Source organism: Arthrobacter sp. P2b (genome assembly GCF_900168295.1).
GTDB lineage: Bacteria > Actinomycetota > Actinomycetes > Actinomycetales > Micrococcaceae > Arthrobacter.
The window spans coordinates 73209-88050 of record NZ_FVZL01000002.1; the positions used below are offsets into that span (position 1 = coordinate 73209).

15 protein-coding genes are annotated in these 14842 nt (G+C 65.9%); 6 read left to right on the forward strand and 9 right to left on the reverse strand.

Going from position 1 to position 14842, the window contains the following annotated elements:
• The first annotated feature begins 5 nt into the window (after positions 1-5).
• Together B5520_RS04935 and B5520_RS22895 are read left to right on the forward strand one after the other, a co-directional pair.
• Positions 6-1841 (forward strand): bifunctional polysaccharide deacetylase/glycosyltransferase family 2 protein, encoded by a 1836-nt coding sequence (locus B5520_RS04935; protein WP_217700307.1) that lies wholly within the window; start codon positions 6-8, stop codon positions 1839-1841.
• Positions 1787-2107 carry a hypothetical protein gene (locus B5520_RS22895; RefSeq protein ID WP_217700308.1) on the forward strand — a complete coding sequence of 107 codons (321 nt, stop codon included), beginning with the start codon at positions 1787-1789 and terminating at the stop codon, positions 2105-2107. The genes B5520_RS04935 and B5520_RS22895 overlap by 55 nt, the downstream gene beginning before the upstream one ends.
• 7 nt (positions 2108-2114) lie before the next feature.
• Here the strand turns inward: B5520_RS22895 and B5520_RS04940 are convergent, their stop codons facing one another.
• Both B5520_RS04940 and B5520_RS04945 read right to left on the reverse strand, forming a co-directional pair.
• Positions 2115-2711: a dihydrofolate reductase family protein gene (locus B5520_RS04940; RefSeq protein ID WP_079596387.1), complete on the reverse strand. Its 597-nt coding sequence runs from the start codon at positions 2709-2711 to the stop codon at positions 2115-2117.
• A gap of 145 nt (positions 2712-2856) precedes the next feature.
• Entirely contained in the window at positions 2857-3348 is a 492-nt protein-coding gene (locus B5520_RS04945) for a hypothetical protein (RefSeq protein WP_079595973.1), read from the reverse strand.
• A 155-nt stretch (positions 3349-3503) separates the two neighbouring features.
• Here B5520_RS04945 and B5520_RS04950 point away from each other — a divergent pair, with 155 nt between their 5' ends.
• Together B5520_RS04950 and B5520_RS04955 are read left to right on the forward strand one after the other, a co-directional pair.
• Positions 3504-4349 (forward strand): CAP domain-containing protein, encoded by an 846-nt coding sequence (locus B5520_RS04950; RefSeq protein ID WP_176156788.1) that lies wholly within the window; start codon positions 3504-3506, stop codon positions 4347-4349.
• A gap of 196 nt (positions 4350-4545) precedes the next feature.
• Entirely contained in the window at positions 4546-5334 is a 789-nt protein-coding gene (locus B5520_RS04955; protein ID WP_079595975.1) for an AfsR/SARP family transcriptional regulator, read from the forward strand.
• Here B5520_RS04955 and B5520_RS04960 read toward each other — a convergent pair.
• On the reverse strand, positions 5278-5526 hold the full coding sequence (locus B5520_RS04960) for a hypothetical protein (protein ID WP_139386205.1): 249 nt from the start codon (positions 5524-5526) through the stop codon (positions 5278-5280). The genes B5520_RS04955 and B5520_RS04960 overlap by 57 nt on opposite strands.
• Positions 5527-5732: 206 nt before the next feature.
• Between B5520_RS04960 and B5520_RS04965 the strand changes: the two genes are divergently transcribed.
• Both B5520_RS04965 and B5520_RS04970 read left to right on the forward strand, forming a co-directional pair.
• Entirely contained in the window at positions 5733-7316 is a 1584-nt protein-coding gene (locus B5520_RS04965) for an esterase/lipase family protein (protein WP_079595977.1), read from the forward strand.
• Positions 7317-7417: 101 nt separating this feature from the next.
• Positions 7418-9160, forward strand: coding sequence for a M4 family metallopeptidase (locus tag B5520_RS04970; protein WP_079595978.1), 1743 nt, complete (start codon positions 7418-7420; stop codon positions 9158-9160).
• A gap of 12 nt (positions 9161-9172) precedes the next feature.
• On the opposite strand, the gene B5520_RS04975 is transcribed toward B5520_RS04970, so the two are convergent.
• The 6 genes from B5520_RS04975 to B5520_RS05000 form a co-directional block, all read right to left on the reverse strand.
• On the reverse strand, positions 9173-9427 hold the full coding sequence (locus tag B5520_RS04975; RefSeq protein ID WP_139386206.1) for a hypothetical protein: 255 nt from the start codon (positions 9425-9427) through the stop codon (positions 9173-9175).
• Positions 9428-9532: 105 nt separating this feature from the next.
• Complete coding sequence (locus B5520_RS04980; RefSeq protein ID WP_217700309.1) at positions 9533-10690, reverse strand: zinc metalloprotease; 1158 nt, start codon at positions 10688-10690, stop codon at positions 9533-9535.
• A gap of 32 nt (positions 10691-10722) precedes the next feature.
• Complete coding sequence (locus tag B5520_RS04985) at positions 10723-12450, reverse strand: M20/M25/M40 family metallo-hydrolase (RefSeq protein ID WP_217700310.1); 1728 nt, start codon at positions 12448-12450, stop codon at positions 10723-10725.
• A gap of 25 nt (positions 12451-12475) precedes the next feature.
• Positions 12476-13303: a DNA/RNA non-specific endonuclease gene (locus B5520_RS04990; protein WP_079595980.1), complete on the reverse strand. Its 828-nt coding sequence runs from the start codon at positions 13301-13303 to the stop codon at positions 12476-12478.
• A gap of 79 nt (positions 13304-13382) precedes the next feature.
• Positions 13383-14144: an MBL fold metallo-hydrolase gene (locus tag B5520_RS04995; protein WP_079595981.1), complete on the reverse strand. Its 762-nt coding sequence runs from the start codon at positions 14142-14144 to the stop codon at positions 13383-13385.
• Positions 14145-14190: 46 nt separating this feature from the next.
• Positions 14191-14823 carry an MSMEG_4193 family putative phosphomutase gene (locus tag B5520_RS05000; RefSeq protein ID WP_079595982.1) on the reverse strand — a complete coding sequence of 211 codons (633 nt, stop codon included), beginning with the start codon at positions 14821-14823 and terminating at the stop codon, positions 14191-14193.
• Between the last annotated feature and the right edge of the window lie 19 nt (positions 14824-14842).

Consider the following 14842-nt stretch of genomic DNA (forward strand, 5'->3'; position numbering starts at 1 on the left):
TCCTCATGGCGGTCCTGTTTGCCCTCGGTATTGCCCTCGTGGTGCAGGGATACATGCACCACCTCGCCACAGTCGGCTACGACTCCGCGCCGGTGAATGGACCCTCCGGCAGCGTCCCGAAGGCCGTATCCCAGGGTGGTCCCGTGATCGACGCCCGGAACGGAGCTGTCCGCACCGTGACGCCACCGGACCGAACGGTCGCCCTGACCTTCGACGATGGCCCGGACCCCGTCTGGACGCCACAAATCCTCGATGTCCTTCGCAAGCACCAGGTACACGCGACGTTCTTCGTCGTCGGCTCGGCCGCGATCGAGAACCCCGATCTTGTGCGGCGCATCATGGCCGAAGGCCACGAAATCGGCGTCCATACGCTCACCCATGCCGACCTTGGCACCGCCGACGAGTGGCGCCGCCAGCTTGAAGTCCAGGGGGCCCAGGACGCGATCATGGGCATCACTGGCCACGCGGCGTCCCTGCTGCGTCCCCCGTACAGCTCCGGAAACGGTGCCGTGGCCGGCGGTACCTGGTCCGCTATGCAGGCATCGGCGGACGAGGGGTACCTCACCGTGTTGAGCAGCCTGGACAGCGGGGACTGGCGGCTGCCGGGCGTCGGGGAAATTGAACGCAATCTGGCTCCTTCCGGGCCGCAGGGGCAGGTGATCCTGATGCACGACGGCGGAGGAGACCGGGAGCAGACGGTTGCCGCCCTGGACTCCGCCCTTGCACACTTCGCGGACAAAGGTTTCCAGGTCACCACCGTCGGTGATGCGATCGGCGTCGACACCATGCGGCCGGCAACCGCAATGGAACAGGCCAGCGGGACGGCCCTGGCGTGGGGCATCCGCCTCAGCGGCTTCGTCGTCACGGCCATCTCGTGGGCGCTCGTTGCAGCCGGTGCCGTGACGTTCATCCGTGCCGTCCTCGTGGTCTTCTTCGCCGCGCGGCACAGCCGTGCCGCACGCCGCATCTCAACGGCCGGCCGCGGCCGCCGCCGGGTGGACGTGCTGGTCCGGCCGGAGGTTACCGGCCCGGTCACGGTGATCGTGCCGGCGTACAACGAGTCGGCCGGCATCGAAGCCGCAGTCCGGTCCATCGTGGCCTCCACCCACCCGGTTGAGATCATCGTCGTCGATGACGGATCCACCGACGGGACCGCCGACATCGTGGACGCGCTCGGACTGCCCGGCGTCACGGTGATCCGGAAGGAGAACGGAGGCAAACCGTCCGCGCTTAACGCCGGGCTGCAGGCCGCCACCCACAACCTTGTGGTGATGGTGGACGGCGACACCGTCTTCGAACCGGACACAGTCCATGCCCTCATCCAGCCCTTCGCCGACCCGCGGGTGGGTGCCATCTCGGGCAACACCAAGGTCGCCAACCGCGGTGGCATCCTCGGCGCCTGGCAGCACATCGAGTATGTCGTGGGCTTCAACCTGGACCGCAGGCTGTTCGACGTCGCGGAATGCATGCCCACTGTCCCCGGCGCCATCGGGGCCTTCCGCCGCGATGCCCTCCTCCGCGTCGGTGGAGTCAGCGATGACACACTCGCCGAAGACACGGACCTGACCATGTCACTGTGCCGGGACGGCTGGCGCGTTGTGTACAAGGACGACGCAAGGGCTTGGACCGAAGCGCCGGCGAGCCTCTCGGCGCTTTGGAAACAGCGGTACCGCTGGTGCTATGGAACGCTGCAGGCAATGTGGAAGCACCGCGGCGCGGTGGTGCAGGGAGGGGCAGCCGGGGCAAGCTGGGGCGGCGCGGCCTCGGCTACCTGCTCGTCCTCCAGGTGCTGCTTCCGCTGTTCGCGCCGGTCGTCGATATCTTCGCTGTCTACGGCCTGATCTTCCTCGATCCACTCCGGATCGTGGCGCTCTGGTTCGTCTTCCTGGCCGTCCAATTCCTCATGGCCGCCTACGCCTTCCGGCTCGACAATGAGCGCCTCCGCCCGCTGTGGACCCTTCCGCTTCAGCAGTTCGTTTACCGGCAGCTCATGTATCTCGTCGTCATTCAGGCCGTTGTCACCGCCGTGGCCGGCGTGCACCTGCGGTGGCACCGGATGGAGAGGTACGGCAGCCTCCGCGTCCCTACCGGACAATCCCAAGAGTAGGGGCCGCCTACCGGACCAGCCGGTAGCGGACATGCGTCACCAGGCTGGTGCCGCTGACCTCCGTCGGTTCAAGCCTGACATTCCGGATGCCGTCCATCAGACGCTCGCCCCCTCCGAGGATGAGCGGTGAGGTGTGGAGCCGCAGTTCGTCGATCAGTCCCGCCGATAGAAATTGCTGCACGGTTCTGGCGCCCCCGGCAATCGCGACGTCCTTCCCGGCCGCAGCCTCCCGCGCCCGGGCCAGTGCTGCCTCGATCCCATCGGCCACGAAGTTGAATGTCGTGCCGCCCTGCATCTCCAGGGGAGGGCGCGGGTGATGCGTGAGGACAAACACCGGTGCGTGGTAGGGCGGTTCCTCTCCCCACCAGCCGCGCCAGTCTTCCGGCCAGGGCCCCGGGCCGGGGCCGGCGAACATGTTCCGGCCCATGATGAAGGCACCTGCCTGGAGGATGCCCTCGATCGCCGCCGCATTCGCCTCCGGTTCTTCAAACATCCAGCGGTGCAGGTCCTCGCCGCCCTCGCCCAATGGCTCGGCCAGGCTTTGATTCGGACCGGCGACGAATCCGTCAAGGGAAACGGTGAGGTCACACGTCACGCTGTTCATGGCTGCCTTCTCGAATGCAAGGGACATTAGGAACGCCGGGCACCGCCAATGCTAGCGGGACCCGCTGGCGGCTGGAAGGCGCGTGGGGTTGTGCGGGGGTCCGGCCGCCGCGGCTGCCACAGCAACGGGCAAAGTAGACCTGATGTCAGCGTGGCATCGAGGGGTTTCGCAGTCCGCTGTACGCCGCTACCGCCCCAGCCAGGAAAATGAGCGCGGCCACGTAGACCGGTCCGAGGTGGCCAAGCGTTGCCAGTCCCCAGGGGTAGTGGGCGGGGAGGGCCACGGCGAGTCCGACAAACGGGACGATAACGGCTGTGGTGAAGGCCCACCATTCTCCACGGCGTACGCCGTACCAGGACAGACCCGCGACGGCGAGCCCGGCGGCAGCGATGAAGCCGCTGATCGTGATGTGCAGATGGCTGATGTAGTGGTAGAGCTGGGGGCTGAACGCCTCAATCTCCGTTTTTCCCTTGTTGACTTCGTCTGGTCCTATGCCCAGCTCAAGGAAAGCGCCTGTGAAATTGAGCACAAAAAAGACCACGGCGTACCCCACGAAGGCCAGCCCGGCCAGTGTCATGAGGGCCGCTCCCGTCCGGACCCGGGACTGCTTTCCCGGGGGAACCTGGATGTCAGGCATGGTCAGGACCCCTTTCCTGTATACGTCGGTCCTCGAATGAGAGTCCTGTGATCGTTGCCTGTCAAGAGACTCCCGGACAGGAAAGGAATCCTTGCCGTGCCGAGGGGCGTAACCCGATGTGCGGTGGACAATGGGCACTGGGTACTGTTCTTCGGATGCGAAAAGACAAGAAACACCTCGCTGCCCTCCTGATCACCCTCGTCCTGGCCGGCGGCCTGCTGACCGCCGGTTCCGCTCCTGCAGGCGCCGCTTCGTGGCCCTTTGGTTGGTGGAACTGGATCACCGCCGGTGCCCAATCGCCGGCTCCTTCGACGCCTGCCTCAGCTCCCGCAACCCGGACGGCCGCACCGGTTCCGGCCACATCCAGCCCCGCTGCGGAGCCGGCGACGATACCGCCGGCTGAGGCTCCCGCAGCTCCTGCTGAGGCTCCGGCCCCCGCAGCTCCGGCACCGGCTCCTGCCGACGTTCCGGTTGCCGCAGCTCCGGCACCGGCTCCTGCCGAGGTTCCGGTTGCCGCAGCACCGGCACCGGCTCCCGCCCCAGCGCCCGCACCGGCTCCCGCACCTGCTCCTCCGGTGGCGCCGTCCGCTACCGGCACGCCGTCCAACGCCGTCGCCCAGCGATCCTTCCAGCTCATCAACGAATACCGGGCGGCCAACGGCCTTGCCCCGTTGCGCTACAACAGCGGGCTCGAAGCGGTTGCCCAAAACTGGTCGAACACCATGATGAATGACATCAACGCCCAGGGCAGCGCCGGCTTCCGGCACAACCCCGACGCGGCCGCCCAGATCCCGTCCGGCTGGAGCCGCACTGCAGAAAACATTGCCGTGAACGCCGACGCCGATGCACTCTTCGCTGCCTGGAAGGCTTCACCCGGGCACAACGCCAATATGCTCAACGCTGCCCTGACCGACTTCGGGTTCGGCTCTGCCCGGCTCTCCGCCGGTTCGCCGTACGGGGCGCAGCTGGTGGCCACGCAGAACTTCGCCACCTACGCGTAGTTAAACAAGGAACGACGGCAGCCACCCGCCGTCGTTCCTTGTCCCGCGCAGCTGCCAGGCAGTTTGCCGTGCGGCTGTCTGATAGACGCCTCTCCCTAAAGAAGAAGGGGGATTTGCTCGTTGACTTTCAAGTGCAACATGAGGATCCTCAGACTTACATATTTGGTGTAGTAATCCCTGCTGAAATCAGGCCGCCATGGGCAATGATGACTATGGAATTTTGGAACTTGACCTCATGCGGTCCTGGCAGCTGCGCCGGGACGGGGCAGTTGTCCATGTTGCTGCCCGGCAGCAGCGGCTTATAGCAGCACTGGCGGTCCGCGGTCCCAGTCTCCGGAACTACCTTGCCGGCATGCTGTGGCCGGAGTATCCGGACGCCAAGGCACTGGAAAGCCTCCGGGTGGCGGTACATCTGATGACGAGGCAGGTGCCGGGCCTGCTGGTCAAGGATGGGGCCCTGCTGACCCTCGACAGCCGGGTTGCCGTTGACCTGTACAGGGTTCGCGCCCTGCTGAAAGAGGCCGCCCTTTCAAGTAGCGGCAGCACGTGGACGCTGCTGCGGGACCTGCGGGACGCGGAATTCCTGCCCGGCTGGTACGAGGACTGGGTGATCTTCGAGCAGAGCCGGCTGCGGCACGACCAGCTCCGGGCGTTTACGCTGGCGGCACGGGAGTTCTCTGGCCGCGGGGACCACGGGGGCGCTGCGGAAGCGGCGTTGGCCGCACTGGAAATCGAACCCCTCTACGAGAGTGCCGTACGGGTCCTTGTTGCCTCGGAGCTGGCGCAGGGAAACCTGGCCTCCGCCCTGCTCGTCTATGACAAATACCAGGAACAACTCCTCAGTGACATGGGTGTTCCACCCTCGGACGGTTTGAGGCAGCTGATCGGCCAGACAGCAAAGCCGCAAGCCACCCACGCGGACGTGCCGCTAGTTCCTGCCCTGGACATCGGACTGGGTCAGCAGCCACTGCTGCACAACGTGTAGCACTTTATCCCGGTCGGCAGCGGAAACCGTGGTGCGCTCCTCGCCGTGGCCTGGGCCGTAGGTGATCCTGGCGCGGAATCCGGGGGGCTGTGCGCCGTCTTCATGCCATGCCCGGATCACCAGCGTGCTGGCGTCGGGAACCGCAGGCGTCCCGTTGTAGCCCTTGCCAGGCGTTGGCCCGACGTCGTTCATCCGCATCGTCTACCCGCTTTCAGCCAGCCCAGCGTCATCCAAGTAGACCCCACCGCCCGTTACTGCTGCATGACCAATCCCGCGCACTGCCGGACGGCGTGCGCGGGTGCGGTAACGCCGTCGTAACGGAGTGTCTGATCAGCTGTCTCCACAAGGTACATGCCCGCGGGGGAGGGACCCAGGTTTCCGGAAGAGGGGCACGCGCAATGGGCAATCAAGGAGACGACGGCAGGCTGCCCATCATCTACGTCCGCGGCTTCGCCGGAAACGGCAGCGCCATCAACAGTGCGGTGGATGACCCGTTCTACGGCTTCAGCCAGGGATCGGTCCATGTCCGCTCGGACAGCCGCGGCCGGGCGCAGTTCCACCAGTTCGAATCGCCCATGCTGCGCCTCATCACGGACCACAAGTACGAGGTCCCGGTGCATGGGGACCAATGGGCATTCCTGGAAGGCGTGGCAACCGGCACGGTCAATCCTGCCTCCATCTGGATCTACCGCTTCTACGACAACTCCGCCGACACCTTTGCGGAGGAACCGGACAGCTTTTCGTTTGAAACAGCCGCACGTGACCTGTTCAAGCTCATCAAGCTGGTGCTTGACAGGACGGGGGCTCCGAAGGTCTTCCTGGTGGCGCACTCGATGGGCGGGCTGATCTGCCGCTCCCTGCTGCAGCGCGTGATCCCGGAAGACTCAGCCGACGCGGACGGAAACGTCGATCCTGCCGCCGGAACCAGGTACGTGGCCAGGGTCTTCACCTACGCCACACCGCACGGCGGAATCAGCTTCGCCATCGGATTCGGCCTGCTGGAGCGCATCCGGGACGCAACAGGAATCCACGGTGCCGACATCTTCGGCCCCGACCGCATGTATGACTACCTCACTCCTGCAGCCCGGCGGTCCGACCTGAAGCGCGACGGCTTCAAGGGAACGGAGATTCCGGCGGGCAGTTTCCCTGTTGATGAGCTCTTCTGCCTCGTGGGCTCGAATCCGGAAGACTATGACGTTGCGCTGGGGTTGTCCTCCAAGGCTGTGGGTGCACGCAGCGACGGATTGGTCCAGATCGACAACGCCGCGGTACGTGGCGCTCCGCTCGCCATTGTCCACCGGGCCCACAGCGGCCGGTACGGGATCGTCAACTCCGAAGAGGGGTACCAGAACCTTCAGCGCTTCCTCTTCGGGGACCTGAAAGTCCAGATTGAGCTTGTGGGCTTCACTGTCGGAAGGAGCGCCCCGGACGAAGTGGAATTCCAGCTGGATGTTGCCTTGGCCATCCGCGGGCTGCCCGTCCTGGTCCATGAACAGACTGCCGCCCACTTTTGCCCCATCCAGATTGAGCGCTGGAAAGAAGGTAACCCCATCGATTCGCCGCAACCCCTCCTCACCACGTTCCTCTCCTCCCACGCTCCCCGGCCCCTGGTGGGCGGAAAGGCGGTGCCCAGGCTCCGGCACGCACTGCGGCTGCGGCTGTTGTCCATGGTCGAAAAGCAAGGCCGCTTCTTCTTCGACGACCACATGGAACAGACGGAAGACTGGCAGGACACGCTGGTGGTGGACATCCAGCCGCCGTCCCCCGGACAACCGCTGCCACGGGGCTGGGCCGCCTGGAACAGCACCATCCCCACAGCGTTGCGGGACTGGGACCCGGAGGACAAGGACCGGCTGGTGGACCAGGACAAAACGGCCAACAGGTGGCGCGGCCGGATCGATGTTCCGGACCTGATGAAGCCCCTGCTCGGAGACAACGCCGGCTTGCAGATCACCGTGACGCCGCGGGTGCTGCCGGTGTAGCATCGGGCCACGGAGTAGCCGTAACGGTGACGTAACGCGCGGCTGCCTAGACTCGCTGCCTACCAGTCCACTACGCCGGTTGAGCCAGTCGGAAGAAGCCAATGATGTCCCAGTTGCAGGGGTTTCACTACCACGCCGGGGCGGAAGGTGCGCAGGCGCGGTCCGCCGAGTCGTTCAGGAGCCAACCACCCGCCGGGGCACCGGACGCGCCTGCCCTCTCCTTCAACAGCAACGAGGCCGCCGCCAGGTATTACCTCGACCAACTGCTCCAGCAGGACGAACGTCCGGCCATGAGGTCCCTGGTGGAGCCGGAACTCCCGGAGCGCGTTCCCGGGCTGGTGGTGGAAAGTGAGCGGGAAGTGCCCGCGCTGGGGACCCGGACCTTGCGTTTTTCGCAGACCTACCGGGACATCCCCATCTTCGGGGCAAGCGCGCTGGTGGAGCTCACCGCATCCCGGGAACTGGTGAGCGTGAACGGACAACTGGGTGAAGCTCCGGAGGCCAGCCCTGTCGAGTCCCTGAGCCGGCCCGAGGCACTCGAACGGGTGGCGGTCTTCACCGGTGCGGAGCTTCCTGCCGACGCCGGCGTTGGCGCGCGGCTGAACTTCTACAAGAAGGACGACGACGGGTCGTGGCACCTCGCGTGGTTTTTCACCGAGCTTCCCGCAGAGCCGCCTGGCGCAGGTGACCCTGGAACTGCCCCCGATGAAGGACTGCTGGGCCACGGCCTGGGACGGCGGCCGGTTCCGCCCAGCTACAACTACCTGGTGGACGCCCACAACGGCGAGATCCTGTTCTGCTATAGCGCCGCCCCGACTGCCCTGGCGGTTCCCGCCCGCTGCAAGGGCATCGACGAGGACGAAGAGGAGCAGACGTTTTTCGGTGAACTGGTTGCTCCGAACGAAACCACATGCCGGCTCAACGACCCCCGCCGCATGGTCCGCACGTACGACCTGAAGTTCGCTGACATCGACAACAACCCGCGCGATCCCGACTTTCCCGTAGAGGCGGCCAGCAGCGACTACGGGACGACCAACCGGGCGGCAGTTTCGGCCCACGCCAACGCGTCCCGCGTGTTGGACTTCTACAACGTGGTGCTGCAACGGAACGGCATCGATGACCAGGGGATGGACCTCATCTCGCTGGTCAACGTCACGGCATCGAGCATGCAGGCTCCGCCCGCCCTCCTGAACGCCTTCTGGTTCAGGCACCGGATGTGGTACGGCCAGATCCAGAAGAACGGTCGCCTGGTCAGCCTCTCGCGCTTCCTGGATGTCATCGCACATGAACTCACGCATGGCGTCATCGAAACTACGTCGAACCTGGTCTATGCAACGCAGTCGGGTGCGCTGAACGAATCCTTCGCTGACATTGCCGGTGTCATCATCAAGAACTGGTACGAAGCGCCGGACCGGGCGGACGTTTCCACGTGGGACTGGGAAATCGGCCCCGGACTGCGGCCGGACGGGCGGCCGCTGCGGAACTTCGCCGACCCCTCACGCACCGGCCACCCCAAACACATGGACAACTTCCGGCACCTGCGGCCCGGTGAACTGCCCAGCGGAGCCAACGACCAGGGGTGGGTCCACTTCAACAGCAACATCCACAACAAGGCTGTCCACAACCTGCTGACGATGGAAAACAACGGAGCCCGGGTGTTCACCGTCGAGGATGTCGCGGTGCTGACGCACTTGGGAATGGCACGGCTGACACCCCTTGCGACGTTCCCGGAAGCCCTTCAGGCGCTGGTTGACGTCGGGCAGACCTACTTCGGCGGTGACGCGCAGAAGCAGGAGAAGGTCGACTCCATCCGCGCCGCCTACCAGCTGGTCGGAATCGCCTGAGGCAATGCGCCGCTAATGTTGCCCCTTGTCGATCACGAGTTTGTCAGGGGCCCACGACTGGATCCGGCGGGGGAGCTGACCGCCGGCATCAGCAGCGACGGTCACTTGGGCCTCCCCGTTTCCGAGGTCTTCCCAGCGCCCCGGCGTGGCCTGGCCGCGGTCATCCGGGCTGCTGCCGTGCCAGATGCAGGTACCGTCCGCCCGTACCTCGATGGCGTCCCGCCAACGGGCGGGACGCAAAGGGTAGTCGCGCGGACGAAACACCATGGCGGAGGACGTATCCTCCTCGTGCGCGTGCAGCCAGATCCCAGTAACTTCCGGCGGGACCCCGCTCACGGGTTCGCCCGTCCTGGCGCTGTGGTCATCGTCCCATCATCCACCTGTTGAGGCCGTAGCCGCACTGTTGAGCGCCCCGCGGATGCCATCCAGAATCGACTGGATCCGTTCGTTGTCCTTGCGGAGCCGTTCGATTTCCTGCCGCAGCTGCAGCACGTCGCCGTCCTCCTGCTTCTGTTCCGGGCCGGACTGCGCCGGGGCTGCCGTTGCCGCCGCGCCAGGCAGGGCGAAAGCGGGAGTGGCCAGGAAGGAAGCCCGGGCCCCTTCAAGGCAAGCGTCCATGCGCCGCGACTGGCCTTTCGTGAACATAAACATGGCGGCGTCGTCGGTGTAGTCCATGTAGTTCATGAACATGTTGCCGTCCGGTCCGTTGTTGCAGCTGATCTGCGGGAACGTCGGGCTGTTGAAGGTGGCGTCCGCCTGGTTCGGCGTGTCGTCGACGAAGTCGGTTCCACTGCATGACCCGCGGTCATCGCCCCAGATGTGCCGCAGATCCAGCCAGTGCCCGATCTCGTGCGTTGCGGTCCGCCCAAGGTCGAAGGGGGCCTGCGCCGTCCCGCCCTTGCCGAAGCAGAAGCTTGCGATGACAACGCCGTCGGTAGTGGGCGGGCCGCCGGGAAACTGCGCATATCCAAGGATTGTCCGGCCGATAGTGTCCTTGAGGTCGTTGCACACCCAGATGTTGAGGTACTCATCGCTGGGCCAGCCATCGGCCCCGCCAGTGTTGCTGGACTTCACGTCGTCGAATTCGGTGGTGAAGAACTGCATGGTTGTCGGCGTCCGGGTGATTCCGTCGGTCGGGTTGCCGTCCGGGTCCTGCGACGCGAGCCGGAATTCTATGTTGCAGTCCGCCACCCTGTCCGCCCACACCGCCGGAACGCCCGCGACGTCAGGGTTGCCGGCGCGGAAGTCCTCGTTAAGGACGTCCACCTGGCTCTGGATCTGGGCTTCGCTGATGTTCTGGGCAGGGTCAGCAGGATTGTGCACCACATGGACCACGATCGGGATGACGAGGACGCCGTGCCGTCCAACGCGGCGGGTCTGTTCCTCGTAGGCCAGCGCCCGGTTGTCGATCAGGGCGCGGCGTTCCTGGTAAGTGACGCTCTGGTTCAGCAGCCGCCGGTGTACTTCCATGGTGCCGCACAGTTCACGGCTCCTCGGCTCCGTAGCGTTCAATTGGTTTGTCTCAAACATCGTTTCTTCTCCTTCACGTGATGGGTCCGGCACTACATGTCCAAGCCGAGGGCCTGCGTAACGAAGGTGGCGTTCATCCGCAGAATCTCCATGGCGAGGCTGATGTCGAGTGTCTCGAGCGTGTCCCGCTCGGTGTGGACCCGGTCGTTGGCCGAGTCGGTGCCCTCGATGGTCAGGACGGCCGGGATCCCGAGATCGATGAAGGGCACGTGGTCGCTGTTGAAAGGGTTAAGGCTGGTCTGGACGGCCAGGGACGTGTGTTCCCTAGCGATGCCGGCCAACGCGTCCATGACCGGCTGCGACACCGGTGCACCTTCGAGCAGCACGGCGGGAAGGCTGGAGTTCCGGCAGGCAATCATGTCCATGTTGAGCACGGCGCTGATGCGGGTGCGCTCGGCCCCATCGAGTCCGGCCACGTAATGGCGGCTTCCGAACAGTCCCTGCTCTTCGCCGCCGAACAGGATGAGCCGGAGGTCATGCCTTCCTGTACGGCCGGCGAGGGCCCGCGCGACGGCGAGCACGCCCGCTGCGCCCGACGCATTGTCGTCCGCCCCGGGTGCCGCTGCCGCCATGCCTTGGGTGTTCACGGAATCCAGGTGGGCGGTGACGAGCACTACCTTCCGCTCCCCGCCGTCGCCGGTGCGGTCCGCGATGAGGTTGCGGCTTGTTCCGCCGGGCACCGGCACGGTCTGGACGGATGTGGCAAACCCGAGGTCCTGCAGGCGGTCCTTTGCCCACTCAAGTGCACCCAGGAACTCTGCGCTTCTGGAGTGCCTGGTCCGCAGGAAAGCCAGCCGGTCGACGTCGTCCGTGAACGACTCCGGCGACAGCACAGCGACCGCCGTGCCCGTGTCATCAGCGGGAACGGCCCCGGGCCGGGCCGGCAGTTCATCGAACACCACTGTGCCGGCCGGAAGCGGCCGGACCGAGTAGCAGGACGCGTGCGGGCCTCCCGGCGGGGAACCCGGATCGGCGTCGACCACCAGGTAGCGTCCCTTGTCCACGATGATCCGGGCGTCGGGGTGGTCCTCCTGGAAAGAGCGGCCGATCTGGGTGACGACGTGCAGCCGCTCCTCCGGAACGAACAGGCGGCCATCACCAGCCACATCGCCGTGCCGGCCGCGCTCTCCCGCTGCGGCGGGTGACCGCACCACCAGCACATCACCGAGCCTCGTCCAGGTACCCCCGGTTGCTGCAACGCGGTCCATGACCGCGCTCCGCGTTGCCGGCGAAACATGCAGCACGGTCGTCTCCACCGGTTCCCCATTCCCAAGGAACGCCTGCACCAGCGGAATGAGTTCAGCCAACGTTTCCAACCCGCCGTCCGGCTGCCCGGGACCGCGCACATGGACTGCCGCAAGTCCCAGCAGGCCGGCGGCGCGCACGTGGTCGATGTTTTCGGTGACGAAGAATACGTCCTTGAACTCAAGGGCCGGACTGATCTTCGAGGCTGCCGTCCGGAAGACAGCCTCGTCCGGCTTGAACACGCCCACCTCCGTGGAAAGCGTGACGCGCTCCGCGACGGGCTCGAAGAACGCCCGGATGCCGAGGTCATCAAGCAGGCTGTAGTACTGCTGCTGGATGGTGCCGACGTCCGATGGCTGGTGAGGCATGTGGAAGTCTGACACGAGGCCCAGGAGCGGCGCGGCTTGCCCGTCCCTGCGCGGGGAAGCGATGGCCTCAAGCGTCTCGAGTGCCCCCGGCCGCAGGACACCCGCGCTTTCCAGCGTGTCCCCGAGATCGAACAGGACGAGTTTCACAGCGCGGCGTTCCATCTCCGGCCCATCACCACTGGATGTCCGCCAGGCCGCTCAGCGTTTCCCGCTCACCGGCGGCCCGCAGCAATGTACGGGCGTCCGCGTCCTGAATCGCGTCGGCGAAGCGCAGCCCGGTACGTTCTTCGAGTTCCTCCGTGCTCACCTGGAAGGCCCGGAACTCGTCCAGGTCGAGGGCTTCGAAGGGGTTCAGGTTCTGGGTCAGCAGGAAGGCCCTGCTCTTGAACTCGCCGCCCGACACATAGGCGAGGATCTTCCAGTATTCCCGCGGCAGCCTGACGCCCCGGTACTCGCGGTCATTGTCCTGGAAGATGGGTCCCCCAAAAGCGGTCACCTTCAAGTCCTGGACGTCGACATCGGCGAAGACTGCGTCCTCCAGCCGCCCCCAGACCCCGTCCTTGCTGCTCTGGTTGAAGTCGTCCATCTGCGGCGCGATGTTGGTGAAAAAGAACGAGTCCTTGTTTGCGCTCCTGGCCTCCGTCTCTGAACCCCACACAAGATCCGCACGGCGGGCGAGGTGCCCGCGGTCCAGGCGGTTGCCGCTGTACAGTTCATCGCCGTTCTGGAACTGGGCCGGAATGCGGGAGTCCTTGACGAATGGGATGCCGTTCCGGCTCACCTTCCTGATGCTCCCGCCGTCTATATTCCACGCTACCCACCGCGCAAACCCCCGCGACTTGCTGAGGGCGAGGGAGAAGTGCGTGTAGGGAATCGCGGTGGACCCGTCGAGCTGCACGGCGTCGTCCGACAACACAGCATCAAGAGCGGGCGGTTCCAGCTCGTTTCCGAGGAACCCGGACGCGTAGCCGCTGATGTGAAGTTTTTGGTTCTGGACCATGGCCGCAACCTAGTACCGGCGGCGTTATCCATGCGTTACGGCGCCCGCCGGGATACCGGGCGGGGCGTGCTCGGCCCGCCTATTGGTGCAACTGTGCCAGGGCTTCCGCCAGCGGCATGCGCAGTGCCGGACCGTGGCCGGGCAGGATGACCGAAGCGTTGACGCCGGCCAGGCGGCGGGTTGCAGCCACGGCCGCTGCCGGATTCGTGTGGTACATGGGGTGGAGCATCTGGGGGCCGGTAGTCCGGCTGAGTGGGTGGCCGCCGACGAATGAGTCCCCGACGGCGATCGCGCCTGCATGCGGTAACAGGACTGAGGCGTTGCCCGGGGTGTGGCCCGGCAGCAGGATTGCTTCCGGGGAGCCCGGCAGGCTTCGCAGCCCCGCCGGGTTCCACGCCCGTGCTTGCGTTGCCGGCTTCGCTTTCAGGGCCCCAGCTTGAATGACGTGCAGCAACCAGCGGAAGACGCGCGGGCGCCAGGCCCGGACCAGTACCTGGCCGAACGTGACCTGGTGCTTCTCCTTCCCCTGGACGTGGGGCAGCTCCTCGGGGGCGCACAGGATGGGTGTCCCGAATGACGTGGAGAAAAACGCCGCGGAGCCGGTATGGTCCACATGGCCGTGGGTGATCAGCATGGCCTTGGTGTCGGCCGGCTCCAGCCCCAGATAGCGGATGGACTCTAGGACGAGGGGCCGGTCTGCGGGATAACCGCTGTCGATGAGGATAAAGCCGGCCTGGTCACGGACCACAACCCAGTTGGCAGCGGGGCCTTCGACGAAGTACACGCCGGGTGCCTGCTCTGAAACGTGGTCCGCCGGCTCCCAGCGGGTTGGATGCTGCACAGGTTCCAGACTATCTGCTGCCCCAGCCGGTCCCTCAAACCAGTGGTCACTGCAGCCGCAGCCCGCTCAGGGGCTCCGACGTAGAATTCACCATCAGCACGGCGGGTGCCTGACCCTCCACATAGGAGATGGCCGACACCGCACCGGGGCTGATGACGATCCGCTGGAAGAGGTCCAGGTGCGTCCCCATCGCATGGGCCACCGCGGCCTTGATGGGGTCGGCGTGGGAGAAACATACGACGACGCCTCCGGGGTGTGCGGAGCGCAGCACCTCGAGTGCGGCGACCATCCGTGCCTGCATCTCCGTGAAGCTCTCCCCGCCGGGAAAACGGAAGGTTGAGGGACTGTGCTGGACGGCCTGCCACTGCGGCAAACCAGTCAGGTCGGCGAGCGCGGCGCCGGTCCACTCACCAAAGTCGCACTCGATGAGGCCTGCGTCCTCGTGCACAGCGAGCCCGGCGCTGACTGCAGAGGGCTCCGCGGTCTGGCAGGCGCGCTCCAAAGGCGAGCTGTGGATGGCGTCAACCGGGAGCCCGGCGAGGCGCTCCGCCACCCGTTCCGCCTGCACCCGGCCCCGCTCGGACAGGTAAAGTCCCGGGGTGCGTCCGGGCAGCACCCGGCCGGTGGTGGGCGTCTCCCCGTGGCGCACCAGGAGGAGAAGAGTGCTTTCAGCAGTCATCAGCCTAAGCGTAGATTCC

Bases quoted from the DNA above. Each gene is read 5' to 3' on its own strand.
- B5520_RS04935 (WP_217700307.1), top strand. From the start codon at position 6: ATGGCGGTCCTGTTTGCCCTCGGTATTGCCCTCGTGGTGCAGGGATAC.
- B5520_RS04940 (WP_079596387.1), bottom strand. From the start codon at position 2,711: ATGAACAGCGTGACGTGTGACCTCACCGTTTCCCTTGACGGATTCGTC.
- B5520_RS04945 (WP_079595973.1), bottom strand. From the start codon at position 3,348: ATGCCTGACATCCAGGTTCCCCCGGGAAAGCAGTCCCGGGTCCGGACG.
- B5520_RS04950 (WP_176156788.1), top strand. From the start codon at position 3,504: ATGCGAAAAGACAAGAAACACCTCGCTGCCCTCCTGATCACCCTCGTC.
- B5520_RS04955 (WP_079595975.1), top strand. From the start codon at position 4,546: ATGGGCAATGATGACTATGGAATTTTGGAACTTGACCTCATGCGGTCC.
- B5520_RS04960 (WP_139386205.1), bottom strand. From the start codon at position 5,526: ATGAACGACGTCGGGCCAACGCCTGGCAAGGGCTACAACGGGACGCCT.
- B5520_RS04965 (WP_079595977.1), top strand. From the start codon at position 5,733: ATGGGCAATCAAGGAGACGACGGCAGGCTGCCCATCATCTACGTCCGC.
- B5520_RS04970 (WP_079595978.1), top strand. From the start codon at position 7,418: ATGATGTCCCAGTTGCAGGGGTTTCACTACCACGCCGGGGCGGAAGGT.
- B5520_RS04975 (WP_139386206.1), bottom strand. From the start codon at position 9,427: ATGGTGTTTCGTCCGCGCGACTACCCTTTGCGTCCCGCCCGTTGGCGG.
- B5520_RS04980 (WP_217700309.1), bottom strand. From the start codon at position 10,690: ATGTTTGAGACAAACCAATTGAACGCTACGGAGCCGAGGAGCCGTGAA.
- B5520_RS04990 (WP_079595980.1), bottom strand. From the start codon at position 13,303: ATGGTCCAGAACCAAAAACTTCACATCAGCGGCTACGCGTCCGGGTTC.
- B5520_RS05000 (WP_079595982.1), bottom strand. From the start codon at position 14,823: ATGACTGCTGAAAGCACTCTTCTCCTCCTGGTGCGCCACGGGGAGACG.